Consider the following 24,814-nt stretch of genomic DNA (forward strand, 5'->3'; position numbering starts at 1 on the left):
AACAAGTGACAAATGTTGCGCGCTTTGTCAAGCAGATTGATGCGGACTGTTGCGCAACAAGGGAGTACAAGCGGGGTATGGCGACAGAGCGCGAAACCACCGACCGGATGCGGGCGATTGTCCGGCATTTCAGCAATAATCAGTCGAAGGCGGCCGATGCGCTCGGCGTGCATCGCGCGACGGTGGGCCGCATCCTCAACGAGGATCAGGCGCCTTCCGAGGAAACGCTCGCCGCGATGGAGCGCCTGGAACAATCGGGCATCATGGAGACGCCGCGCGATGGCGCAGGCGCGCGCCAGAATTATCGGCGAGCCTCACAGACCACAGACGAGCGACGCGTCATGGGCGACCGCCACCTGCCGGTTTACGGCCTTGCCGCCGGATCGACCATCGGCCAGCATGTGATGAGCGACGACCCGGTCGAATATGTCAGCAGCCCCATGGCGCTGGATACGGTCAAGGATGCCTATGCGTTGATTGTCACCGGCAGTTCCATGTCGCCGGCCTATGAACCGGGCGATTATATTTTCCTGCATCCCTACCGGACGCCGCGACCGGGCGACTATATCGCCATTCAGGAAATGACGGACGCCGGCATCGTCGTCTCCATCAAGCGCTTTCTGAAACTCGACGATGAATGGCTGCTGACCCAGCAGTTCAATCCGCAGAGCGAAGTCAAATTCAGGCGCGACCGGATCCTCGCCTGCCATCGCGTGCTGCGCAGCAACGAATTGTTCGGGCTCTAGACGCCGAGACGGTCGAAAAACTCCCGCTCTTCAATGCTGAACGAATCATCGGCATGGGCCAACGCCCGCATCGACTGCATTAAAAGCCGGAAATGGCCGGCATCATGGCGAACCGCCGCCAGATCCTCGCGCGCCACATCCAGCGTCGGCCATTGGCGACGCGCCACACGCGCGACCCGTTCGGCATCGTCCACCGACAGCATGAAACCCCAATCCTGCGCCCGCTTGTCGGCATAGGCGAGCACCGCCTGAATTTCGTCTTCGACGATCCGGCCGTCGGAATGGGCCAACGCCATCATGATTCGCACGCCCTGCTGAATATCGCGCCATGCGCTTTTCCGTTCCGGGTCGGTATCGCCGACACCGAGGCTGCGGAAATAAAGCGGTTTGTCCTCGATGATTTCGCCGGTCGCGCAATCGATCGCATCGCCGATACGGCTCATGCGAAACCGCCGAGGCTGGCTCCGTAGCAGACAGAAGCCGGTCAGATGTCCGTCGATATCGTCGAACCAGCCTGCGGACAATTGCACCGTGCGGGTGGTCTCGTCCGCGTTCATGTCATGGTAGCGCAGTGCGATGTGTATGCCCTTCAGGTCGAAGGCGTCATGCGGAACCACCGGCGCGATCATCCACGAGTCGTCGCGCGGCGCACCCCCTGGCGCGAAATCCGGATGCGACGGGACGGCGCCGCCGCACCGCGCCATCAACCAACTGTCCAGCACCTCGAAATCCGCAAGCATCGCGCCTCCTGACGTAAGCTAGCAGCTGCTCCGCGCACACGCCGCAACAGATATGCTTGACAACTCGCAACACTCGCATCATGTTGTTGCGCAACACATCGAATTTTTGTTGCGCGAATACGCAGCATCTTGGGAGTCAGTCATGCCAGAACCCTTTTCCAGGTCCGCCGCCCCCCGACAGGCGGACACGGCCGCGCCGGTGTCCCGCCTGTCCTCCGCCGGTGCGGCCAACCTTTTCGACCCGCTCGCCCTGCCCCGCCCCTATGCGGTGGAAGCGGCGACGCGGACGGCGCTGCTCTTTCTGGTGGGCGGCGCGGCGCTGATTGCCGCGCTCGCCTGCCTTGCCGCGCAGGTGACGCCATGATCCGCGCCGAACCGCAAACCGAAGGTGGCGCGCAGCGCACGAATGATGTGACGGCCATGCCCGCCAATGGCTTCGCCAAGATCATGGCGAACGACATGCGCGAGGTCGCCAGCGTCAAGGGTTCCGTCGAGACGGAGGATCTGGTGCTGCGCGGCTGGACGCAGGCCCAGATCGAAACCCATGGCGCGGAAGCGCGCCGCATGGCGCAGATCGACAGCATCCGCCGGACGGAGGGCAATCGGTGATCTCCGGAGAGGCTGCCATCAAGACGCGGTCGGGGCGTCTGGTCGATCTTCTGGCCTTTTCGCTCCAGACCGAACATCTGTGGACCGAAATCGCGCCAGCCCTTTCGAAAATCCCCCGCTTTTGCGGCCAGACGCAATTGCCGCTCGGCTATTCCGTCGCCCAGCATTGCGTGCTGATGGCGGAAGCGGCGGAGGACGAGAGCGCCGACCCCGCCCTCGCCGCTCTGGCGCTGCTGCACGATGCGCATGAGGCCTTCCTCGGCGACGTCATCACCCCGGCCCTGCGCGCCCTGCAGGCAACGGTGGCCGACGGCCTGCCGCCCGGTGCATCGGCCGCGGCGCGGCGCGCGGCCGAGCAGATGGTCGACCGCGCCTGGCGGGGCATGAAGCACGCGCTCGACGGTCACATTCTGGACGCCGCCCATCTCGGTCCGGTCACCGACGAACAATGGATCGCTCTCCATGTGCTGGACGGACGCGCCCTCGAAACCGAGATGGCCGACTTGATGGGCGAGCCGCAGCCGCCGCTGCGACTGCCGTTGCGCCAGGGCGGCGCGATACGCCCCTGGCCGGTCGCCCTTGCCGAAGAGCGCTATTGCGCAGCGCTCGACCGATATCTTCCCGCCGCCGCCCGATCCATCGGCCGCGCGGCCTGACCCTTTCAACCGGAGAAGAACGATGAAGATCATCCGCGAACCGCAAGTGCTGATTGGCATGCTCGAAGAGGGCGAACTGGCCGAAAGCATGAAGCGCGAACTGGCCGAGACGCTGACGGCGCTGAGCGATGCCGCCGGGCCGAAAGGCAAGGCGACGGGCCATGTCTCGCTCAAGCTGAACCTGAAGGTCGAGGCCGGCATGGTGACGATCAGCGCCGATCTCGCCAGCAAGCGACCGAAGGAAGAACGACGGGCCTCCATTTATTGGGTCACCGAGGACGGCGCTCTTTCCACCCAGCATCCGCGCCAGACCGACATGTTCGACGGTCCGCGAGAAGTGTCCACCGCAGACGCCGGCTAAGCCGCGCAACCAAGGAGACCGAGCATGAGCGACAATGAAACCGAAAGCGGCGTGACCGGCGAAGCGACCGCGACCCTGCAGGCCTTTGCGGAGCCGATCCGCTACACATTCGACGGCGATGCGATCGAGCGGATCGCCGAACTCGGTCAGGCGGCCAACAGCCTGACGATCGAAGAACTCGATCTGTCTTATGTGGACGGCGACGAGGATCTCGGCCTTCCGACAAAACTTCCGATCGGCGTTCGTCGCGGCAGTTCGCCCATGTTCGTCGGCCTGAAGGACGAAGTCGAGAAATGGCGAACCCGTCCGGCGCGGCGGAAGGGGCAGGCCAGCGCCGGCACGCTCTCCAGCTTCTGCGACCTGATCAACCGCCACATCGCTCACGACTGGCCGGAAGGAACATCCGAAGCGGCGGCGTCCAAAAGTGCCGTCGTCTTCGCCGACAGCACATGGACTGCCCCGTCCTTGACGGCTGTCCTCAACTATCATGGCGTCTCACCGGACCAGCATGGCTTCGGCGACCATCGCATCCATTACGCGTTCCCGCTCTCCGAAGAATGGAAGGCATGGGTAGCGGCGAATGGCGAGGCCATGACGCAGGAAGATTTCGCACTCTTCCTCGAGGATCATATTCAGGAGCTGGCATCGCCAGACGAGGCGTCCATGGCCTGGGTGGAACGCGACTTCCAGGGAACGCTCGCGACCCCTTCGAAACTGATGGAACTGTCGCGCGGCCTGCAGGTCAACGTCAATTCCAAGGTCAAGAACGAGCAGAAGCTGCAGTCCGGCGAAGGCTCGATCGTCTTCGAGGAGGAACACACCGGCAGGGATGGCGAAGCGCTGAAGATCCCGTCCATGTTTCTCCTGCGCATCGCGCCCTTCTTCATGGGTGAGGAAACGACCGTGCCGGTGCGCCTTCGCTACCGCGTACGGGCTGGCTCCATCGTCTGGTTCTTCCAGCTCTGGCGCCCGGACAAGATCATCACCGAAGAGGTGCGCCGCGCCATGGCGATGGTAGAGGACTGGACCGGCCTGCCGGTCTATGAAGGCATGCCGGAAATGCCGAGCGGCGGACGAGCGGACTGACGCATGGCTTCGTTTTCCGTCACCATCGAGAGCCCGGCCATTCTGCGGCCGGTGCTCGACCGGGCACAGAAGATCGTCGAGAAGCGCAACACGATACCGATTCTCGGTCACTTCCATCTGACCGGCGGCGCGGATGGTATAACGGTCCGCGCCACCGATCTCGACCGCGACATCGCCATCACGATCCAGGATGGCGTCACCGTCACAGCGCCGGGCGCCATAGCGGTGCCTGCCGCCGATCTGGCGAATATCGTCCGGAAACTGCCGAATGGCGCAGAGATTTGCTTCGAGGCAGACGAGCGCAGCTGCGCGATCGTCGCCGGGCGCAGCAAGTTCTCTTTGCCGATCCTGCCCGCCGGCGACTTTCCGACCATGGAAGACATCGAGGGCGAAGGGTTCGCCGTGCCGGCAGAGGCGCTGACGCGGATCGCCGACGCCGTCACCTATGCGATCAGCACCGAGGAAACCCGCTATTATCTGAACGGCGTCTATTGGCATGCCGGCGATCGCGATGGTGAAATCACGGCTGTCGCGACAGACGGCCATCGGCTGTCGAGAATTGTTCTCGCCGTGCCGGACAAGCCCGCCGACATGCCGGGCGTGATCATTCCGTCGGCGACAGTGGCGCTGTTCGCCATGGTGGCCGGACTGGACGAAACACCGAGGATGACGGTGACAACCACCCGCATACGGTTCGAGACGCCGGGCATGGTGCTGCAAAGCCGCCTGATCGACGGCACCTATCCGGACTATGGCCGCGTGATTCCTCAGCCGAGCGGGCATGCCGCGATGATCGACCGCCAATCACTGGCCGACGCCATCGACCGCATTCGCGTCGTCCAGGGGGATCGGGGCGCAGCGATCAAGTTCCAGTTCGACGATGAGAACGATCTGACAATGATCGCAGCGGACCGTGAGCGGGACGCGCATGGAAACGAGACCCTGCCCGTCGACAGAACGCCCGACAATGCAGCCCTGCCCGTTGTCGAAATCGGCTTCAATGGCAAATACATGCTGGATTGCCTCAACAGCATCGACAGTGAAGTCGTCCAGCTCGACATCGCCGATTCGAGCGCGCCCGTCCGCGTCGAGGATCCGGACGACCCGACCCGCATTGCCATTCTCATGCCGATGCGGGTGTGACCATGACTGACGACCGCCTCATTCTTCGACTGATGCAGCGCGGCGCGAAGCGCCTTGCCGAACGCTACCGCGAGGATGGCCAGGGCGCGCGCGCCGAGATCGCCGACATTGTCGCAGAGGCCGTCAGGGAAACGTTGGAGAATGAAAGTGATCAAGAACGCAAATCTAACTGACTTCGACAAAATCGATCAAGAATTAGAAGACATGATTGATTTGAATGAGAGAAACGCGGCTCTGGGAGATCAATTGGAGACGATGGTTGCGGCCGTCGATGACGTTATCGATGGTCGATCCTCTACCTTCCGCGCTCGAAACGGCCGCAATGTAGGCATTAAAGACGATAACGGCGAAAAGTGCTGGATCGTACCATCTGATGAAATGTTCGCGCTCGAGAGCGCTCTCGCTGAGTTCAAAACCAGTAACGTCAGATATCGGAAATCATTCCAAAACCGCGTCGCTCCGTGGATGGAGGCCTGTTTCGGTCCGGAAATATCATCCGACCGGCTGGAGCGCGGCGACCGTCTGCTCGAGGAAGTACTCGAACTACTGCAATCGGGCGATTACCCCGTCGACCGGGTCGCCGCCCTGACGGACTACGTTTTCGAGCGCGACAAGGGCGAGCCACATCAGGAGGTCGGCGGCGTCATGGTGACACTTGCTGCCTATTGCATGGCCCATGGTCTCGACATGCACCATGCGGGCGAAGACGAGCTGGCGCGTATCTGGACGAAGGTCGAAGAGATCCGTGCCAAGCAGGCCGCAAAGCCGACAGGATCGGCATTGCCGGTGGCGGTCAAATAAAATGACCTCGCTTCCACCCAGCCTGGCCGTAGTGCCCAACATCCCGCTCGATGAACAGACGCTCGACCAGCTGCGTGACGAAGAGGCCTATTGGGATGCGAGGGTCAAGGACGCGCCCGGATTCGCCAGCGCCAAGGCGGCCGATGATTTCCGGCGCGCTTGCCGCGACTGGATCGCCATACGTGAACGGGAACGGGAAGCATGACAGCCCTGCCGCCACATCTCGATGCGGTCCGCCAGCGGATCGATGCGGCCAAGAAGAACGCGAAATTCTTCATGGCGCGGCGGCGACGAGACGGCAAACTCTACCAGCTGCTCGCCGAGACCTTGGCAATCTGCGAATATGTCGCCGCCAACGATCTGCTGGAGGCGGTGCGCGCAGAGATCGCCGCGAAGGACAGGAACGGCCGCAACCGCACCTATGCGGAAAAGAACTCGGACCTTTACCTCGTTGTCGGGCGGTCGGTGTTCGAACCGGAAATGAACCGCGAAGGTTCGTGGCGCTACAGCGTGACCCTGCGCGAGGCCGCGCGGCGGCAGATTCGCTCAGGCGATCTGGCGGCATGGCTGAGTGAGAATGGCGGTGTCAACACGCTGTTCAAGGGCCGCGGCGTGCTGGCCAGCGCATCGACGACAAAGACGCTTCACCTCAACCAGCCAGTCGAGGTGCGCCAGGGTGTCGACATCACGCTGCGCCTGCGCATGGATCATCGCGGCTTTTTCAATGTGATCGCGACGGAAGCCGATGGGAGAGCGGCGGCATGACCGCCCTGTTGCGTGCCGACCCGATCAGCTATCCGCCGCGCGGGCTGTCCCGGCTGGAGGCTGCGCGTTGGGTTGGCGTCAGCGCCACCAAGTTCGACGAAATGGTGAGCGACGGCGAGATGCCGCGACCGAAAAAACTGGGCGGCCGTGTCGTCTGGGACCGATATGCGCTCGACGCGGCGTTTTCCGATCTGCAGGACAAGCCGGCGGCCAATCCGATCGATATTGCCAGAGGCCAAGGCTGACGCCATCATGGGCGCCATGGCCACGCACCCCGATTATCCCTATTGCAGTTCCTTCCGCGATCGGCATGGCCGCGAGCGCTGGCGCTTTCGCCGCAAGGGAAAGACGATCGCCCTACCCGGTGCGCCGGGCGAAGACGCTTTCGACCAGGCGTTCTATGCCGCACTGAACGGGCACGACACACGCCGGGCACGTCCACGCGCCCGGACCATGGAGCAAGCATGGGCCATTGTCACCGAGGGCGCGGCATGGCGGGCGATGCGGTCGATCAGCCGGACCAATGAAGAGCGAATCGCCGGGCGATTCCTCGCCGAAAAGGTCGGACAGCACGGCGATCTCGTCTGGCGGGACGTTGAATTGCACCATCTTCGTCGCAGCGATATCCGCCGCATTCTGGTCGGGCGGCCGCCGCATGCGGCATGGCGGCTGCTGATCGTGCTGCGGAAAATGATTCGCGCCGCGATCGACGAGGAATGGATATCCGCCGACATCACGATCGGCGTCATGAAGAAACCGCGAACGGCGGGCTGGAAAGCATGGCCACCCGAAATGATGGCCGCCTATCTGCGCCGCTGGCCGGTGGGCACGACGCCCCATCTGACGTTCTGCCTGGCGCTATGGCTCGGAAACCGCCGTGCCGATATCGTCACTCTGAAATGGTCGCAGAGAAAGATCGAAGCGCGCGGCGGCGCCATCCGCCGCGGCTGGGCCATCGTCCAGCAGAAGGGGGAAAAGGCGATATGGGTGCCGGAAACGGCAATGCTGTCAGCCGCGCTGGAGGCGACCGGGCGGCAAGGGCCGCATGTGCTGCTGACGCAATATGGCAAGCCCTTTTCGGAAAAGAGCCTGACCGGCCGCATGGCCGACTGGACGAAGGCCGCAGGCCTGCCCAGAGGCTACACGCTTCACGGCCTCCGCAAGACGCTCGGCCGTCTGGCGGCGGAAGGTGGAGCGACCACCCGTCAGAGCATGGATCTTCTCGGCCATGACGCGATCGAGCACGCCGAACTCTATTCCCGCGAGGCCGATCAGATCATCCTCGCCGAGGAAGCGATGGCTGCGGCGGAACGCCGATGGCGCGACCTGGCTAACCCAAATGGCTAACCTTTGGCTAACCGCTATCTAACCTATTGATTTTATAGAAAATTGGTACTCCCAAGGGGAATCGAACCCCTGTTTCCGCCGTGAGAGGGCGGCGTCCTGACCGCTAGACGATGGGAGCATCCGGCTGGTGCGCGGCATATAGTCCGCCGGCGCCAGCTTGGCAATGGTTGAGATCAGCGCTCAGCCTCAACCGCGATCTCGCCGAGCACCGAACCGTCGCGTATATCGATCTGCACAATCCGTTCGGTCGCTCTGCCCTTGATATGAAGAGTGATGCGCCGACCTTCCGCGAGAAGGTCGGCGATTGTCTCACCCGGCTGGAGCCGAAGCGTGCGGCCTGGCGACGAACCGAGCGAGACCGATTCGCCTGCCTGCGGGGGCGCAATTCGGGTGGCCGTTTCGGGCTCCTGCCCCGCCTTTTGATAGACAAGAATGCCGACGACGACGATAAGAAGGCCGAAAATGACCAGCAGGTTGATGATCATGAAGCGGACCAGCTTGCCACGAAGCCGCTCGGTAGCGGGATCGAGAGCCTCCTCCGGTTTTTCTTCTGTTCCCGTCTGGCTGCCGGTCATGATCGCCTTTCCGCCCTATGCTTATTGCCGAGCCCTGATAGACGAGTGAGCGCTGCGATGAAAGAGATCATGCTGGACGGGATCGATGCCGGCAAAAGGATCGATGTGGCTTTGGCGGCGCGACTCGCGCCCGATCTTTCACGCGGGCGCATTCAATCGCTTCTTCGAGTGGGCGCCGTCACCATCGACGACAGGGTCGTGACTGAACCGAAATCGAAACTGCCAGCCACAGGCCTTGTTCGGATTATTCTTCCCGAGCCGGAAGACCCGCTGCCCCAGCCGCAAGCCATCGACCTGGACATTCTCTTCGAAGACGACCAGATCGTTGTCATTAATAAACCGCCGGGTCTTGTCGTTCACCCCGGTGCCGGGGTGCCGGACGGCACGCTGGTCAATGCCCTAATCCACCATTGCGGCAACAGCCTTTCGGGTATCGGCGGCGTCAAACGTCCGGGCATCGTTCACCGGCTCGACCGCGATACGTCCGGCGTCATGGTCGTCGCAAAGACCGACCATGCTCATCGCGCTTTGTCGCAAGCTTTCGCCGCTCATGGCCGGGATGGCGCGCTCGCCAGGGCATATGTCGCGATTTGTTGGGGCGCTCCAGATCGACCGAAGGGGGTAATCGACGCCGCTCTCGGCCGCGCATCCTCGGACCGGACACGCCGGGCTGTGGTGCCGGAAACACGTCCGGACGCGCGCAGGGCCGTGACACATTTTACGGTCGAGAGGCGGTTCGGCGAATTGCCAGACGGCACGGCCAGCGCCGCGATGGTGGAGTGCCGTCTGGAAACGGGCCGGACCCATCAGATACGAGTCCACATGGCTCATATCGGTCATCCCTTGATAGGCGATGCGACCTATGGCACCGCCTTCGCGACAAAAGCCAACAAGCTGCAGGATGAGGCGAAAGACGCTATTAGAAGCTTGTCACGGCAGGCGCTGCACGCGCGTCTTCTCGCCTTTCACCACCCTGAAACAGGCGAATATCTCAGCTTCACAACGGATTTGCCTACAGACATGTCCGACGTGGTGGATGCTTTCGAAACCCTCGATTTCACTCAAAAAAATAGCTAATATTACAGCGATTTTATATATTTAACCGCAATTTCCTGAAACATATCTGGCATCGGCCCGTTATATTACCTAGATAAGTCAGCTTGCCGCTCGTTCACGGGACAATGATGACGACCGGCTCGGCTTGCCTCCAGCAGGAAGCCGATAGAATGAAGGAGGGTGCTTTATGGCCCAGACACTACCGAGCGTCGCCACCGGCGAAGGTGGCCTGACGCGTTATTTGGAAGAAATCCGGCGATTTCCCATGCTCCAGCCGGACGAAGAATACATGCTGGCCAAACGCTACGCCGAGCATGAAGACACCGAAGCCGCGCATAAGCTCGTTACGAGCCATCTCCGCCTCGTGGCCAAGATAGCGATGGGTTATCGCGGTTATGGCCTGCCGATCGGTGAAGTGGTTTCCGAAGGCAATGTCGGCCTGATGCAGGCGGTGAAGAAATTCGAGCCGGAGCGCGGCTTCCGCCTGGCCACCTACGCCATGTGGTGGATTCGCGCGGCTATCCAGGAGTACATTCTTCGCTCTTGGTCGCTCGTGAAAATGGGTACGACCGCAAATCAGAAGCGTCTGTTTTTCAATCTCCGCAAGACCAAGAGCAAGATTCAGGCGCTGGATGACGGCGACCTTCATCCCGATCAGGTCAAGGAGATCGCAACCCGCCTCAAGGTGACGGAGGAGGACGTGATCTCGATGAACCGGCGGTTGGGCGGCGATGCATCGCTGAACGCGCCGATTCGCGCCAGCGAAGGTGAAAGCGGGCAATGGCAGGACTGGCTGGTCGATGAAAGCGAAAGTCAGGAAGACCTTCTGCTGGAACAGGATCAGCTTGAAACCAGGCGAGCCATGCTTGCCGACGCGATGGACATCCTGAACGATCGCGAGAAGCGAATTTTTCAGGCTCGTCGCCTGTCGGAAGACCCGATTACGCTGGAAGAGCTTTCCGGTGAGTTCGGCGTCAGCCGCGAGCGCGTGAGGCAGATCGAGGTCCGTGCCTTCGAGAAGGTTCAGGAACAGATGCAGGACGCAGCGAAGAAGCTGGAACAAACGCCTGCGGTTGAAGCTCTCAGCGCTGGTTGAGAGCAGACCGAAAGCACTGCAGACAAAAATGAACCCGCCCGGATTGCCGTGGCGGGTTCTTTGTTTTCAGGCCAGATACTTTGAACGATGGCCCAACTCAGCTTTCCGGTAATGGATTGCTTTGCCAGTAGTCCAGCACCTCGTCGACGACCTTTGCGCCGGGTAGCCCCTTCTCCATCGTAAAGAGCGCACGCCGGCCCGCTTCCAGAACGACCAGCAAATCGATCCAGTCCCGGTTGCGGATCAGTTCGAGATTGGCCTGACGCGCCTGCTGCCCCTCATCCAGCATCATCAGGAAGAAATTGCTCCCGATCTCGGCTGGAAAAGCGCTGAGCTGATTGCCGGGCGCCGCCTCGCTATCCTTCAGCATCATCCGCAGAATACTGCGAATGCCGCGGCCGGGCTCCTTCGTGGTCGGCTCGAAGATAACCTCGATCACATGGCTCGCAGGCAGCGAGCGGTCGCCATTGCGGCGCAGCGTCAACCGCAATGACGTACCGGTGTCAGGAATATACAGATCGGCGCGAAGGGCAGGCTCATCCTCCATATTGGGACCGGGCTGCTCCTCGACCCTGCTCCATACCACGCTGCCCTGGAGCCGGCGAAGCTGCTCATTGGCAGTCCGCTCCTCAGAATAGATGGCGCGTTGGCCGACCTGGACCGCCGGCTGCGCTGTATCGCTTTCCGCTTGATTCTCTTCTGTCTGAGCCTCGCCGTTGGCCTGGCTATTCGGCTCGCTGTCGGCCTGCGCCACGGTCAGCGGCGCGACGGACGTGCCCTCGCCGAACTCGTCGACCGGCTCGCCTGTCGATCCGGCATCGCTTTCAGATCCGTCCGGCGACAAACGCTGCGTGAACTTTTCCGGACGTGTCTGCGCAGCATCGGTAGAGGCCTGATCGGCATTCGGCGTAACCGTATCGCCGTCACCATCGGTCGATGTCTGGTTGCCTGAGTCATCGTTCTCGCCGAGAATGCCATCGAAAGTATCTTCGATGACAGCGATCTGGTCATCGACGAAATCCGGCATGAAGTAAGCGACAGCGCCTAACCCGCCCGCAAGAAGAAGAAGGATCACAAGGGCGGCGATAGCGCCCCAACGGCGCGGCTTACGCTGCACCCGGGTGACGGCAGGACGCGGCTCCTCTCGGAAGAAATCTTCCGGCCGATCCGATTCTTCATCCAGACTAGTGTCGGCAGGGTCGGTAAGGCCAGAGTCGTATTCCGGGCCATCGTGGACTGGGGCCACCAGAACGGTATCGGAAGTATCGGCAGTGACCTCGTCGATCGGGCTGGTCGGCTCGTCGGCGCGTGGCGTTTCCGGCTCGAACGGTTCCGGCCGAAGCTCCGGCGCGGCATCTGCAAGTTCGGGCGCGGCGGGCGGCGTTTCGTAATCGGCGGGGATCATCTCATTGAAAACGGCATCGTTTTCAATCGGCGGAACACTTTCGTCGGCTGTTTGCGACGCATGATCCTGAGCTGGCTCGTCGACCGGAGGTTCGTCCGGTGGAAGCACCGGTTCGTCGTTGGTCCCCTCGTCCCTGTCCGCTGCAAAACGGGCCGGATTGTCCGCTTCCTCAGAGCCCAGCACATCGCCTAGCTCATCCTGAAACCGGTAGTCGTCTTCGACAGCGCGAATGGCCCGCTCGACCACCGCCATATTACGATCAATCACCGACTGATCGGCATCTGGTTTGGCGGCCAGAAGTTTGGCCTGGATCTGCGCACGAGCCTTATCGTAAACCTTGGCGCGAATGCCGGTATCGTGACGGGGTAGACCGTCAATCGTCTTTTTGAGAACCGCCGCAATATCCGCCATCAGTCTGCTATCCTTGCCCCCGCCCTGCGCTTTCCTCTGCACCATCCCTGATAGTGCGGAACAGCCGGAACGTAACGATTTTCGCTAATCTTTCAAATCCCGCCGCGGAGCCGCCGTCAACTGCGCATCAATCCTGAAACGGATCTGTGACCAAAATGGTGTCGTCCCGCTCCGGCGATGTGGATAGCATGGCGACCGGCGCGCCGATCAATTCCTCGATCCGCCGCACATATTTGATCGCCTGTGCAGGCAGATCGGCCCACCGCCGAGCGCCGACCGTGGTTTCGCTCCATCCCTCAAAAGTCTCATAGACCGGCTCGACCTTGTTCTGCAGATCGGCGCTGGCCGGCAGATAATCGATCTCTTCGCCGTCCAATCTATAGCCGGTGCAAATCGCGATCTCATCCAACCCGTCGAGCACATCGAGCTTGGTCAGCGCGATGCCGGATATGCCGTTAATGGCGACGCTCTTGCGCACCAAAGCGGCGTCGAACCATCCGCAACGGCGCTGCCGGCCAGTGACCGTTCCGAATTCGTGGCCGCGTTCGCCGAGCGTCTGGCCTATCTCGTTCAGCTGCTCTGTCGGAAAAGGCCCCTCTCCTACGCGTGTCGTGTAGGCTTTGGTGATCCCGAGCACATAATCGATGGCATTCGGACCGAGGCCGGACCCGGCCGCCGCCTGTCCTGAAACCACGTTCGAGGAAGTGACGAACGGATAGGTGCCGTGGTCGACATCGAGCAGGCTGCCCTGCGCGCCTTCAAAGAGAATGCGCTCGCCCGCCCGCCGCTTTTCATTGAGTACGCTCCACACCCGGTCGATAAATGGCGCGATGGTCGGCGTGACTTCGGCCAGTTCGTCCAGCAAGGTCTGCGGATCGATCTCCTCGACACCCAACCCGCGCCGGAGCGGATTGTGGTGGGCCAGAACGCGTTCAATCTTTGAGGGCAGAACGTCTGGATTGAGCAGGTCGAGCGCCTTGATCGAACGGCGTCCGACCTTGTCTTCATAGGCGGGACCGATGCCTCGACCGGTCGTGCCGATCCGCGCACCCTTGGCGGCTCGTTCTTCGCGCAAGCGGTCCAGTTCGCCATGAAGGGAAAGGATCAGCGGCACGTTTTCGGCGATCTTTAGAACATCCGGCGTAATGGAAACGCCCTGCGCCTCCAGCCGGCCAATCTCTGCGATGAAGGCACGCGGATCGAACACCACACCGTTCCCGATTACCGAGAGCTTGCCTCGCACCACGCCCGACGGCAGAAGCGAGAGCTTGTACGAGGTGCCGTCGATAACGAGTGTATGACCCGCATTGTGGCCGCCCTGAAATCGAACGACCACATTGGCGCGGTCGGAGAGCCAGTCGACGATTTTGCCTTTGCCCTCGTCGCCCCATTGCGACCCTACCACCACCACATTGGCCATTTTCTGCTCCGGCTCACGGTTTTGAATTGAGACATTCGGTCCGCCCAGCGAAAAGGCGATCGGATTGTCGGCAAACGCGCGCCTTATAGCGGTTGATTGCCGTCTTGCCGACCACCCATTGAACAAATTTCCACCAAAGCCGCCAGGATCGATCGCATCCGGCTATCCATGCCCGCTTGCCTGACCATTCACGGCGAAGTAGGCCAGCATTTATGCATTCGCCCCGCACCTCCACACCGACCATTAGCCCGCTAGTCGGCGCTTACGCCATTCTTACGCTGACCACCCTCTTCTGGGGCGCCAATGCGGTGGCGGGCCGCATTGCTGCTGGCCATATCTCCCCCGGCATGCTGACGCTTCTACGCTGGCTCGTCGCTTTGATAGTGCTGCTTATCATCAGCAGACCGCGCCTTCGAGCCGACTGGCCGAACCTCAAGCGCGCTCTGCCTCACCTGATGCTTCTCGGCGGCCTCGGCTTCGCCCTGTTCAACATATTTCTTTATACAGGCCTGAACTACACGACGGCCATTAATGCCGCCATCGCGCAGGGCGGTATGCCGGTCGCAATCTTCCTGCTGAATTTCGTGGTCTATAGGCTTAGACCGAGTTTGATGCAGATCGTCGGGTTGGTTCTCGGTCTTTGCGGCGTCGCCATGGTCGCCGCCCAAGGCGATCTGGCAAATCTGGCGGCCCTGCAGATCAATCGAGGCGACGCGCTTCTGCTCTGCGCTGTCGTCGTCTATTCATCATACACCGTGGCCTTGCGGGCAAAACCAGCAGCGCTTCACTGGCAATCGACGATGACGGGCATGGCCGCAGGCGCGACAATCGCCGCATTGCCCTATGCGCTTTGGGAAGCGGAAAGCGGAAATCTGATGATGCCCGATGCGACGGCATGGGCGGTGGTTATCTTCGCCGCAATCTTTCCCTCCATCGGCAGCCAGAGCCTCTTCATCAAGGGCAATGAGTTGATCGGCGGCAACCGGGCCGGTCTCTTTACCAATCTGATCCCGGTCTGGGGCACATTGCTCGCCGTTGTCGTGCTCGGCGAGACATTTCATCTCTGGCAGGCCGTGTCCCTTGGTCTGATCTTCAGCGGCATCGCTTTGGCTGAGCGGTTTAAACCGAAGACATAAAAACGGCGGACCCAAAGGCCCGCCATTTTAGTCGTTTGAAATGGGATTTTCCGTCCTACCCTTCGACGTCGAAGGAAAGCGCTCTTGCCCGCAGGATCTGCGGATGAGCAGTCAGTTTTTCGATAACATCGTCAGAAACCGGACCATCGACATAAAGCAGCGCGATTGCATCGCCGCCCGCTTCCTTTCGGCCGAGTTGAAAGTTGGCGATGTTGACGCCGCTTTCGCCGAGTGTCGTACCGAGAGCACCGATAAAACCGGGTTTGTCGATATTGGTCGTGTAAACCATATGACGCCCGATCTCAGCATCGATATTGATGCCCTTGATTTGGATGAAGCGGGGCTTGCCGTCGGAGAAGACCGTGCCGGCCACAGTGCGAGTCGTATCGTCCGCTTTCACGCGCAGCATGATGTATCCATCGAAAACGCCGCTCTTATCGCGCCGCACCTCCGAAACGATCACACCACGTTCCTTCGCCAGAAGCGGCGCGGAAACCATGTTGGCCTCTGGCATTTGCGGCCGCATCAAACCTGAAACGGCAGCAGACACGAGCGCACGCGTATTCATTGCGGCGGTCGAGCCGTCGAAAATGATTTCGACTTCGCGGATCGGCGAATCCGTGACCTGGCCAACGAATGAGCCGAGCATTTCCGCCAGTTTGACGAAAGGCTTCAGGACAGGCGCTTCTTCCGCCGAGATGGACGGCATGTTGATGGCATTGGTCACTGCGCCGGTGTTCAGATAGTCGCTCATCTGCTCGGCCACCTGAAGCGCCACATTCTCCTGCGCTTCGCTGGTGGATGCGCCGAGATGCGGCGTGCAGACCACATTGTCCATGCCGAAAAGCGGGTTTTCCTTGGCCGGCTCTTCCTCGAAAACATCGAGCGCCGCGCCGGCGACCTTGCCGCTCTTCAACGCCTCGACGAGGTCGCTTTCGACGATCAATCCGCCCCGCGCGCAATTGATGATGCGAACGCCGTCCTTCATCTTGGCAAAGGCCTCGGCATCGATAATGGCGCGGGTCTTGTCGGTCAGTGGCGTATGCAGCGTGATGAAGTCGGCTCGGGCGAAAAGCTCGTCCAGTTCCACCTTCTTGACGCCGATCTGTGTGGCGCGCTCCTGCGTCAGGAATGGGTCGAAGGCGACCACGTTCATCTTCAGGCCGATGGCGCGCGACGCGACGATCGATCCGATATTGCCGGCGCCGATAATGCCGAGTGTCTTGCCGGTGATCTCGACGCCCATGAACTTGCTCTTTTCCCACTTGCCGGCATGGGTGCTCTCATTGGCCTGCGGGATCTGGCGGGCGACCGCGAACATCATCGCGATAGCGTGTTCGGCGGTTGTGATGGAGTTGCCGAACGGCGTATTCATCACAATGATACCCTTGCGCGAGGCGGCGGGAATATCGACATTGTCGACGCCGATACCTGCGCGGCCGATGACCTTCAGATTGGTCGCCTTTTCGATCAGCTTTTCGGTGGCTTTCGTCGCCGAGCGGATCGCCAGCCCATCATAGTCGCCGATGATTTCGGCCAGCTTTTCCTTGTCTTTGCCGACATCGGGCTGGAAGTCGACATCGATGCCCTTGTCCTTGAAGATCTGGACGGCGGCGTTGGAAAGCTTGTCGGAAATGAGTACGCGCGGTGCCATAGGTTTGGCCTCCTGCTGTTACGGGCTCCCGCCCGAAATTAAGATGGGGATGAACGCGAGCGGCCACGGCCGCTCGCCGCAAATCAGGAAGTGCTCAGCCGAGCGCCTTCTTCTGCGTTTCGAACGCATAGGTCAGCCAAGGCAAGAGAGCCTTTAGATCGGCCGTTTCGACGGTCGCGCCTGCCCAGATACGGAGGCCCGCCGGTGCATCGCGGTAGGCGCCGATATCATAGGCAACGCCTTCCTTGTCGAGCTGACCGACCAAAGCCTTCGCGAAGGCCGCCTGTGCGTCCGCATCGAGCGCCAGCACGTCCGGATCGGTAATCGTAAGGCACACCGAGGTGTTGGAGCGTGTCGCCGGGTCCTTGGCCAGATTGCCGATCCAGTCATTTTCATCGACGAAGTCCCAGAGCACCTGAGCATTGGCGTCCGCCCGCTCGATAAGCCCTTTCAGGCCACCGACCGATTTGGCCCATTCCAGCGCGTCGATGTAATCTTCCGCGCAGAGCATGGAGGGGGTGTTGATCGTTTCGCCCTTGAAGATACCCTCAATCAGCTTGCCGCCCTTGGTCAGACGGAAGATTTTCGGCAGCGCGCGGTCCGGCGTGTAGCTCTCCAGCCGCTCGACGGCGCGAGGGCCGAGAATGATGACGCCGTGCGCGGCCTCACCGCCCAGCACCTTCTGCCAGGAGAAGGTCACCACATCGAGCTTGTCGAAAGGCAGGTCCTGCGCGAATGCTGCCGAGGTCGCATCGCAGATAGTCAGACCGTCGCGATCGTTCGGGATGAAATCGCCATTCGGCACGCGAACGCCCGACGTCGTGCCGTTCCACGTGAAGATGACGTCACGGTCGAAATCGACCTGGCCGAGATCGGGCAACTCGCCGTAGCCGGCCTCGATCTTGCGGGCATCGTTGAGCTTGAGCTGTTTCAGAACATCGGTAACCCAGCCGGAGCCAAAGCTTTCCCAAGCCAGAACGTCGACGGCGCGTTCGCCGAGCATGGTCCACATGGCCATCTCGACCGCACCTGTGTCGGAGCCGGGCACGATGCCGATGCGATGCGTGTCGGGCACCTGCAGAACTTCGCGCGTCAGGTCGATCGCGTGCTGCAGACGGGTTTTGCCGGGTTTCGAGCGATGAGACCGGCCCAGAAGGGCGTCGGTCAGGGCTTCGACGGTCCATCCGGGGCGCTTGGCGCAGGGGCCGGACGAAAAGTAGGGGCGAGCCGGGCGCGTGGCCGGCTTGGTCGTATCTGTCATCGATGTCTCCTATCCTCACAGATAGGGCGTCCCTCGTTGGGGAGGGATGGCCCGCAGTCGCCTTAGAAGGTGCAGGAGCCTTCGTCAAGGAAAACCGCCCGGTCCTTTCGAACCGGGCGGCTGGATAGGAAAAAACAGGGGTCGGCTTACAGACCCAGACGCAGGCCGACACGAATCTGATGCTGCAACGTGCTGTCTTCGAATTTCACGCCATCGCCGTCGCGAACCACTTGTTTGGCCCCCGGAATACCGAACAGCCGGTAACCGAGATCGAGCTTCAGCTTGTCGGTCAAATCGTAGGACGCACCCGCGCTGAGCTGATAGGCGAAGTGGAATTCGCGCTCGCGAACATCGCTATAAAGCGTGCCGGGGAACGTACAGCTATAGGTTCCGGAGTCGGTACACTCCGTTTCGGTATAAACGCCGTAATCGGTATATGCGATGCCGGCGCCCGCGCCGACATAAGGCGTTATGCGCGCGAAGGTGCCGAAATCGAAAAAGCCGTTGACCAAGAACGTCCATGCATGTGAGCCGCCGTCCCTTTCGACAAAACAGGGCACCGTTGTGGCTGCCGGAACTGCGGTATCCGTACCTGGACAGAAGGCGGCAGTCGGGTCCGAATCGAAATCTCCGAGCCCGGTATAGCCTAGCTCGCCTTCCATCCGGAAAAGATCGTTGAACTGATAGCCGGCCGCGACCGACCCGCTCAACGAACCTATGGAGTTATAGGCCCCGCCATTGTTGAAGGTTTCCGGGATATTCGTGATATCGACGCCCAGATCACCCCGAATATACCACTGTGTCTTGGTTTCGACAGGCACATACTCTTCCATCTCCGGAAAGGCTGCCTCCTCGACCAGCGGCGGATTGTAGTCGTAATCGGCGGCTTGCGCTTCGCCGCAGAGCAGCGAGGCGGCGGCGGTAAGGAAGAAAGGCAACTGACGCATTTGGACTGACTCCGGATAAGACGGCGCGTAGAATCGCCGCTCCTCGATTGTCAGCCATTGTTAACCATGGCGGTTAAAGCGCAGTTAAGCATAGCCGCAAGCAAGAGAATGACGCTGCGAAACGAAAAGGCCGCCCATGAAGGGCGGCCTCTCGAATAATCGCATTGGCGGATTATTTGTAGATGGGCGGCGGTGCGGGCGGCAGTGGTGCCGGCGGCACATACGCCGTTTCGCAGCGTGGATTGGCGCCGCCGAAATTGTAGCGAAGGCCGGCTTTGACTTCGTGTATCTGGAAGCCGTCATCGAAGCCGGGACCGGTTCCCGTTCCGCCCGAAGCCGCATATTGGAACATGCGACCGCCTTCGATGTCGAGATAACGGTAGCCGATATCCGCTTCTAGGCTTTCGGTCAGGCAGTACGACGCACCGGCCATGAGCTGCCAGGCGAACCGCCATTCGGAGTTGCCCTCATGCTCCACGACGACGGTGCCGTCATCGTTCACCAGATTGTCCCATTTGACGTATGCGCCACCGATACCGCCGCCGACATACGGCGTGAAACCGTGATAGGTGCCAAGATCGACATAGGCGTTCGCCATGGCAGTGATGATGCTCACTTCCGAACTGTCATCGGAATTACAGACACCGCCGCCGCCGCACACACCAGTCGTCGAACCACGAAAATCCGACTTGAAGAGATAGTCGACACCCAGTTCCGCGCGGAAATACTTGCCGATATTGGCGCCGATGCCGACACCGACATCGAAAGTCTTGTCCAGATCGGTGCTGTCGAAGCTGCCGGTCCCTGGCGCGGTGATCCCGCCGCCCGGACCATAAGTGATGTACTCGATATCGTTGACTTCGTTTTTCAACGCATAGCTGACATCGCCGCGGATGTACCAGCTACCGAAACCATGCTCGACAGGCGCCGGCGCATATGAAACCGGCGCCGGCTCGACGACCACTTCTGGTTCGGGAACATAGATGTCGGCCGCCAGGGCCGCGCTGCCATAGGCAGCCGATGACAGCAGCACCGCACCTGCCATGGCCATCGAAGAGCGTTTCATGATCGTACCTCGCATGATGCCGCCAATCGTCGCGGCCTTTTCCATTCGGGAACACTATGGAGGTGAATTATTAATTGCCGCTTAAGCCTAACGATTAAGGTAAAGAAGCGCTTCGGGCGAGCATGGAAAAGACCCGCCGAGATGATCGGCGGGCCTGATATTCAAGACAGTTGCGATGGAAAGAAATCAGGCGGCGCGGTCTATGATTTCAACGAGTTCGTCGACAACCATGGTGACGAGATGGGTATCGTCGCCTTCCGCCATAACGCGGATCAGCGGCTCGGTGCCCGATGGGCGGATGACGAGCCGACCGCTATCGCCAAGGCGGCCACGCGCCGATTCGATGGCGTTCTTGACCTCGTCCTCTTCCAGCGGCGCGCCGGACGTATAGCGCACGTTGCGAAGCAATTGCGGAACCGGCTCGAAGCGATTGAGCACTTCACTGGCAGGCTTCTGCGCTTTCTGTACGCAGGCGAGAACCTGCAATGCGGTAATCAAACCATCGCCCGTCGTACCGTAATCGGTCAGGACGACATGGCCGGACTGCTCTCCGCCTACGTTGAAGCCATTGGCGCGCATATGCTCCACAACATAACGGTCGCCGACCTTGGTTCTCGCAAGCGATAAGCCGAGCTTGCCGAGATGCCGCTCGAAGCCAAGATTGCTCATGACGGTCGCAACCACGCCGCCGCCCGTCAGGCGTCCGGCATTCAGCCAGCTTTCCGCGATCAGCGCCATGATCTGGTCGCCGTCGATCTCACGGCCCTTTTCATCGACGATCACGATCCGGTCTGCATCGCCATCCAGCGCGATCCCGATATCGGCCCGCACCTCATGCACCTTTCGCGCCAATGCGCCGGGGCTGGTCGAACCGCATTCGTCATTGATGTTGCGACCGTCAGGGCTGACGCCGAGCGAAACGACATCGGCGCCCAACTCCCAAAGTACCGCTGGCGCGACCCGATACGCCGCGCCATTGGCGCAATCGACGACGACCCGCATGCCGTTGAGGTCGAGCGAGCGTGGCAGCGAGCGCTTGGCATGTTCGATATAACGATCCTGCACACCATCGACGCGCTTGGCTTTGCCGATGGCGTCGCTACCGGCAAGGCGGCGCGACAGATCCTCGTCCATCAGCCCTTCGATCTTCATCTCGATCTCGTCGGACAGCTTGTAGCCGTCCGGCCCGAACAGCTTGATGCCATTGTCGAAATAAGGATTGTGGGAGGCGCTCAGCATGACGCCGATATCGGCCCGCATGGAACGCACCAGCATGGCGACGGCTGGTGTTGGAATAGGACCGAGAAGAAAAACATCGACTCCAGCCGCACAAAATCCGGCGACCAGCGCATTCTCAAGCATGTAGCCCGAAAGACGGGTGTCCTTGCCGATGACGACGCGGTGCCTATGGCCACCATTCTTGAATGCGACGCCTGCCGCCATACCGACCTTCATGGCCACTTCGGCGGTCATCTTGCCGCGATTGGCGCGTCCACGAATACCGTCAGTACCGAAATATCGTCTGTTCATCCGGTTCTCCCCGTCGATGCGACCTTATGCAGCATTTTCGCTGGTCTGTAGCATCAAGATAATTGTCATCGCGTTACCGATCCGGCGCGTCCCTTCGCCGTGGTTAACAAGGAGAAGAAACGGAGTTTGGGCAAACAGATGGCAAACGCAGAAGATGCTTTCCGCCACGGAAGAATTTACTTCCATGCGTTGCATTATCGTCACTAGTTGCAGCGTGACTTACTTATGCGCGGCGGCCATGACAGCGCCGATTCCGACGAACATTCCGCCAGTGATCCGGTTGAAAGCGCGACCGTACCGGGTGAGGAACGGCGCGATCCTGCCTGCCAAACCCGCCAGAATGAGTTCATAGGCGACCTCGACAACGACGAACGTGCCACCCAGAACCAGAAGCTGAACGGAATAGGAAACGCCGGGCACCATGAATTGCGGCAGAAACGCCGCGAAAAAGATGATCGCCTTTGGATTGGAGACGGACACCATGAAGCCCTCCATGAAAAGCTTCGATGTCTTTACTCCTGAACGGGGGAAGTCGTTTTCGTTTGGATCGATATTGATAGCGGGCGCGCGCCACAGCCGAATGCCTAGATAGGCCAGATAGGCCGCGCCTGCCCATTTGGCGACGGTGAATGCGGTCGTCGATGCCAGGAGAAGAGCGCCTATTCCTGCCAGAGATACGGCGATCAGACAAAAGAACCCGAGAGCGCCGCCGAGCACCGTGAAAACGGATGGCCGAAAACCGAACCGTGCCCCGGACGTCAGCGCAAGAAGCCCGTTCGGCCCCGGCGTCAGCGACAGGCCGAGCGACGCAATCAGATAGACGATCCAAAGTTCCATACTCATGATTTGCCCTCGACACCTCTGGACAACCGGTCGATGCGCGGCGCAGGAGCGAAGCGAACGGCCCCAAGCCACAAACCTTATCGCTCCACTTGAGAAAAAGAAAAAGGCCCGCCGCTTCGATAACGGCGAGCCTTATCAGGTCGAATTACACGACATCAGCCTTGCGGCTGCGGCTCCAGACCGCCATCCGATTCATCCGGTCGTGGCCTGCCGGCCGTCGGCACTGATGAACCGCGCGATGGCGGCGTATCGTCACCGGCGTCCCGGGATGGTTTGTGTCCCGCAATGATCTGCTTGATCTCGTCGCCGGTGAGCGTTTCGTATTCCAGAAGACCTTCGGCCAATGCGATCCAGCCATCGTGTTCTTCGGTCAGAATACGCCGCGCCTCGGTGTAGGCGTCATCGATGAGCTTGCGCACTTCCGCGTCGATTATCCGCGCGGTCTCTTCCGAGATGTTTTTGCTTTGCGTCACGGAATGACCGAGGAAAACCTCCTGCTCATTCTCGCCATAGGCCACCTGGCCGAGCTTGTCGGAAAAGCCCCATTGCGTGATCATCGCGCGTGAAAGCTTCGTCGCCTGCTCGATGTCGGAGGCCGCGCCGGAGGTGATGTTCTCCTTGCCGAACTTGATTTCCTCGGCCACGCGCCCGCCCATCATGATCGCCAGACGGCTGACCATGTATTTGTAACTCATCGAATAGCGATCGCCTTCCGGCAACTGCATCACCATGCCCAATGCGCGGCCACGGGGAATGATCGTCGCCTTGTGCACCGGATCGGACGACGGAACATGAAGCGCGACGATGGCGTGACCGGCCTCATGATAGGCGGTCAGCTCCTTTTCGGCCTGCGTCATGGCGGAGGAGCGGCGTTCTGCGCCCATCATCACCTTGTCCTTGGCGTCCTCGAACTCGGCCATGGTGACGAGCCGCTTGTTACGCCGCGCCGCCATCAGCGCCGCCTCGTTCACGAGATTGGCCAGATCCGCGCCGGAAAAGCCTGGCGTACCACGGGCCAGCACCTTCAAATCGACGTTCGGCGCCAGCGGCACGTTGCGGACGTGAACCTTCAAAATGCGTTCGCGCCCGGCAATATCCGGATTCGGCACGACGACCTGGCGGTCGAAACGGCCCGGACGCAGCAGGGCCGGATCGAGCACGTCCGGCCGGTTGGTCGCGGCGATCAGAATGATCGATTCGGTCGCCTCGAAACCGTCCATCTCAACAAGAAGCTGGTTGAGCGTCTGCTCACGTTCGTCATTGCCACCACCGAGGCCCGCGCCGCGATGACGTCCGACCGCGTCGATCTCGTCGATGAAGATAATGCAGGGACTGTTTTTCTTGGCCTGCTCGAACATGTCGCGGACGCGGCTCGCACCGACACCGACGAACATTTCAACGAAGTCCGAACCGGAAATGGTGAAGAAGGGCACGCCCGCCTCGCCCGCAACGGCGCGGGCCAAAAGGGTCTTACCGGTGCCGGGAGGTCCGACCAGCAGCACACCCTTTGGAATTTTACCGCCGAGACGCTGGAATTTCTGCGGATCGCGCAGGAACTCGACAATCTCTTCGAGATCCTCCTTCGCTTCCTCGACACCGGCGACGTCCTGAAAGGTCACTCGGCCATGCGCCTCGGTCAAAAGCTTCGCCTTGGATTTGCCGAAGCCCATGGCCCGGCCCGAACCCGACTGCATCTGGCGCATGAAGAAAATCCAAACACCGAGAATGAGGATCATCGGCAGCCAGGACAGGAAATAGCCGAGAATGGAGTTCGAACCGTCGCTCTCCGGACGCGCCTGAATCTCCACATTCTGTCGTTCGAGCCGCTCGACCAGCCCTTCATCTCCAGGCGAATAGGTCTGGAAGCCGGCGGAACTGTCACTGTAACTGCCGGTTATTCGCTCGCCGCTGATCGTCACGGATTCGATACGGCCGCTATCGACGGCCTGGATGAATTCCGAATAGGCGATCTCGGAGCCGGACGTCCGCTGTTGCGGCGTCTGAAAAAGATTGAAGAGCGCCACGAGCAGCACGGCGATGATCGCCCAAAGAACGAAATTCCGGTAGTTTGGATTCATGATCGATCCAGTTTTGAGAGGCCTGACACGCGATTTTGCATGCCAATCAAGGCCAAGATAGGGAGCCGAGACGCCCGTGCCA

General features: G+C 60.8%; 27 protein-coding genes and 1 tRNA gene. 16 read left to right on the top strand and 12 right to left on the bottom strand.

The genetic code is table 11. The annotated features are described in order from the left end of the window. The first annotated feature begins 77 nt into the window (after positions 1 to 77). Positions 78 to 746, top strand: a complete 669-nt coding sequence (locus NIM86_RS11735) for a S24 family peptidase (protein ID WP_253382332.1) — start codon at positions 78 to 80, stop codon at positions 744 to 746. Here the strand turns inward: NIM86_RS11735 and NIM86_RS11740 are convergent. After that, positions 743 to 1,486 (bottom strand): hypothetical protein, encoded by a 744-nt coding sequence (locus tag NIM86_RS11740; RefSeq protein WP_253382334.1) that lies wholly within the window; start codon positions 1,484 to 1,486, stop codon positions 743 to 745. The two genes, NIM86_RS11735 and NIM86_RS11740, sit on opposite strands and share 4 nt — an antisense overlap. 199 nt (positions 1,487 to 1,685) lie before the next feature. Here NIM86_RS11740 and NIM86_RS11745 point away from each other — a divergent pair, with 199 nt between their 5' ends. Genes NIM86_RS11745 through xerC form a run of 12 tightly spaced genes read left to right on the top strand, consistent with a single transcriptional unit; the run spans position 1,686 to position 8,254 of the window. Then, positions 1,686 to 1,850, top strand: a complete 165-nt coding sequence (locus NIM86_RS11745; RefSeq protein WP_253382336.1) for a hypothetical protein — start codon at positions 1,686 to 1,688, stop codon at positions 1,848 to 1,850. Continuing rightward, positions 1,847 to 2,095 (top strand): hypothetical protein, encoded by a 249-nt coding sequence (locus tag NIM86_RS11750; RefSeq protein ID WP_253382338.1) that lies wholly within the window; start codon positions 1,847 to 1,849, stop codon positions 2,093 to 2,095. The genes NIM86_RS11745 and NIM86_RS11750 overlap by 4 nt, the downstream gene beginning before the upstream one ends. Next, positions 2,092 to 2,751, top strand: a complete 660-nt coding sequence (locus NIM86_RS11755; protein WP_253382340.1) for a hypothetical protein — start codon at positions 2,092 to 2,094, stop codon at positions 2,749 to 2,751. The genes NIM86_RS11750 and NIM86_RS11755 overlap by 4 nt, the downstream gene beginning before the upstream one ends. 22 nt (positions 2,752 to 2,773) lie before the next feature. Continuing rightward, positions 2,774 to 3,112 (top strand): hypothetical protein, encoded by a 339-nt coding sequence (locus NIM86_RS11760; RefSeq protein ID WP_253382342.1) that lies wholly within the window; start codon positions 2,774 to 2,776, stop codon positions 3,110 to 3,112. 24 nt (positions 3,113 to 3,136) lie between these two features. Beyond that, positions 3,137 to 4,198: a DUF2303 family protein gene (locus NIM86_RS11765; protein WP_253382344.1), complete on the top strand. Its 1,062-nt coding sequence runs from the start codon at positions 3,137 to 3,139 to the stop codon at positions 4,196 to 4,198. A gap of 3 nt (positions 4,199 to 4,201) precedes the next feature. After that, positions 4,202 to 5,341: a DNA polymerase III subunit beta gene (gene dnaN, locus NIM86_RS11770; RefSeq protein WP_253382346.1), complete on the top strand. Its 1,140-nt coding sequence runs from the start codon at positions 4,202 to 4,204 to the stop codon at positions 5,339 to 5,341. Positions 5,342 to 5,343: 2 nt separating this feature from the next. After that, positions 5,344 to 5,514 (top strand): hypothetical protein, encoded by a 171-nt coding sequence (locus NIM86_RS11775; protein WP_253382348.1) that lies wholly within the window; start codon positions 5,344 to 5,346, stop codon positions 5,512 to 5,514. 31 nt (positions 5,515 to 5,545) lie between these two features. Further along, a complete protein-coding gene (locus NIM86_RS11780; RefSeq protein ID WP_253382350.1) occupies positions 5,546 to 6,142 on the top strand; it encodes a hypothetical protein in 597 nt (198 codons plus the stop codon). Position 6,143: 1 nt separating this feature from the next. Then, complete coding sequence (locus NIM86_RS11785; RefSeq protein ID WP_253382352.1) at positions 6,144 to 6,347, top strand: hypothetical protein; 204 nt, start codon at positions 6,144 to 6,146, stop codon at positions 6,345 to 6,347. Then, a complete protein-coding gene (locus tag NIM86_RS11790; RefSeq protein WP_253382354.1) occupies positions 6,344 to 6,907 on the top strand; it encodes a hypothetical protein in 564 nt (187 codons plus the stop codon). Before NIM86_RS11785 ends, NIM86_RS11790 begins: the two co-directional genes overlap by 4 nt. Continuing rightward, the gene (locus NIM86_RS11795) at positions 6,904 to 7,152 is read left to right on the top strand and encodes an AlpA family transcriptional regulator (protein ID WP_253382355.1); all 249 of its coding nucleotides are present in this window, start codon (positions 6,904 to 6,906) and stop codon (positions 7,150 to 7,152) included. Before NIM86_RS11790 ends, NIM86_RS11795 begins: the two co-directional genes overlap by 4 nt. Positions 7,153 to 7,159: 7 nt before the next feature. Beyond that, positions 7,160 to 8,254 carry a tyrosine recombinase XerC gene (gene xerC / locus NIM86_RS11800; RefSeq protein ID WP_253382357.1) on the top strand — a complete coding sequence of 365 codons (1,095 nt, stop codon included), beginning with the start codon at positions 7,160 to 7,162 and terminating at the stop codon, positions 8,252 to 8,254. Positions 8,255 to 8,297: 43 nt separating this feature from the next. Here xerC and NIM86_RS11805 read toward each other — a convergent pair. Continuing rightward, positions 8,298 to 8,372: transfer RNA gene (locus NIM86_RS11805), tRNA-Glu, on the bottom strand. A gap of 55 nt (positions 8,373 to 8,427) precedes the next feature. Further along, complete coding sequence (locus tag NIM86_RS11810) at positions 8,428 to 8,829, bottom strand: hypothetical protein (RefSeq protein ID WP_253382359.1); 402 nt, start codon at positions 8,827 to 8,829, stop codon at positions 8,428 to 8,430. A gap of 57 nt (positions 8,830 to 8,886) precedes the next feature. Between NIM86_RS11810 and NIM86_RS11815 the strand changes: the two genes are divergently transcribed. Together NIM86_RS11815 and rpoH are read left to right on the top strand one after the other, a co-directional pair. Then, complete coding sequence (locus NIM86_RS11815) at positions 8,887 to 9,906, top strand: RluA family pseudouridine synthase (RefSeq protein WP_253382361.1); 1,020 nt, start codon at positions 8,887 to 8,889, stop codon at positions 9,904 to 9,906. 166 nt (positions 9,907 to 10,072) lie between these two features. Beyond that, complete coding sequence (rpoH, locus tag NIM86_RS11820) at positions 10,073 to 10,981, top strand: RNA polymerase sigma factor RpoH (RefSeq protein ID WP_253382363.1); 909 nt, start codon at positions 10,073 to 10,075, stop codon at positions 10,979 to 10,981. A gap of 97 nt (positions 10,982 to 11,078) precedes the next feature. On the opposite strand, the gene NIM86_RS11825 is transcribed toward rpoH, so the two are convergent. Continuing rightward, a complete protein-coding gene (locus NIM86_RS11825) occupies positions 11,079 to 12,797 on the bottom strand; it encodes a hypothetical protein (protein WP_253382365.1) in 1,719 nt (572 codons plus the stop codon). A gap of 127 nt (positions 12,798 to 12,924) precedes the next feature. After that, positions 12,925 to 14,217 (bottom strand): adenylosuccinate synthase, encoded by a 1,293-nt coding sequence (locus tag NIM86_RS11830; RefSeq protein ID WP_253382368.1) that lies wholly within the window; start codon positions 14,215 to 14,217, stop codon positions 12,925 to 12,927. Positions 14,218 to 14,429: 212 nt separating this feature from the next. Between NIM86_RS11830 and NIM86_RS11835 the strand changes: the two genes are divergently transcribed. Next, positions 14,430 to 15,353: a DMT family transporter gene (locus NIM86_RS11835; RefSeq protein ID WP_253382370.1), complete on the top strand. Its 924-nt coding sequence runs from the start codon at positions 14,430 to 14,432 to the stop codon at positions 15,351 to 15,353. Between the two features lie 55 nt (positions 15,354 to 15,408). Here the strand turns inward: NIM86_RS11835 and serA are convergent, their stop codons facing one another. From serA to ftsH, 7 genes are all read right to left on the bottom strand, one after another. After that, on the bottom strand, positions 15,409 to 17,007 hold the full coding sequence (serA, locus tag NIM86_RS11840) for a phosphoglycerate dehydrogenase (RefSeq protein WP_253382372.1): 1,599 nt from the start codon (positions 17,005 to 17,007) through the stop codon (positions 15,409 to 15,411). 94 nt (positions 17,008 to 17,101) lie between these two features. Further along, positions 17,102 to 18,268, bottom strand: coding sequence for a phosphoserine transaminase (locus tag NIM86_RS11845; RefSeq protein WP_253382374.1), 1,167 nt, complete (start codon positions 18,266 to 18,268; stop codon positions 17,102 to 17,104). Between the two features lie 146 nt (positions 18,269 to 18,414). After that, the gene (locus tag NIM86_RS11850; protein ID WP_253382376.1) at positions 18,415 to 19,215 is read right to left on the bottom strand and encodes an outer membrane protein; all 801 of its coding nucleotides are present in this window, start codon (positions 19,213 to 19,215) and stop codon (positions 18,415 to 18,417) included. A gap of 172 nt (positions 19,216 to 19,387) precedes the next feature. Next, positions 19,388 to 20,326 carry an outer membrane protein gene (locus NIM86_RS11855; RefSeq protein ID WP_253382378.1) on the bottom strand — a complete coding sequence of 313 codons (939 nt, stop codon included), beginning with the start codon at positions 20,324 to 20,326 and terminating at the stop codon, positions 19,388 to 19,390. Between the two features lie 141 nt (positions 20,327 to 20,467). Continuing rightward, complete coding sequence (glmM, locus tag NIM86_RS11860; protein WP_253382380.1) at positions 20,468 to 21,811, bottom strand: phosphoglucosamine mutase; 1,344 nt, start codon at positions 21,809 to 21,811, stop codon at positions 20,468 to 20,470. Positions 21,812 to 22,030: 219 nt separating this feature from the next. Next, the gene (locus NIM86_RS11865; RefSeq protein WP_253382383.1) at positions 22,031 to 22,654 is read right to left on the bottom strand and encodes a LysE family translocator; all 624 of its coding nucleotides are present in this window, start codon (positions 22,652 to 22,654) and stop codon (positions 22,031 to 22,033) included. Positions 22,655 to 22,809: 155 nt separating this feature from the next. Continuing rightward, positions 22,810 to 24,732 (bottom strand): ATP-dependent zinc metalloprotease FtsH, encoded by a 1,923-nt coding sequence (gene ftsH / locus NIM86_RS11870; protein ID WP_253382385.1) that lies wholly within the window; start codon positions 24,730 to 24,732, stop codon positions 22,810 to 22,812. Positions 24,733 to 24,814: the final 82 nt, after the last annotated feature.

Origin of the sequence: Notoacmeibacter sp. MSK16QG-6, assembly GCF_024158145.1 — a bacterium.
In the GTDB taxonomy this organism is placed as follows: domain Bacteria; phylum Pseudomonadota; class Alphaproteobacteria; order Rhizobiales; family Rhizobiaceae; genus Notoacmeibacter.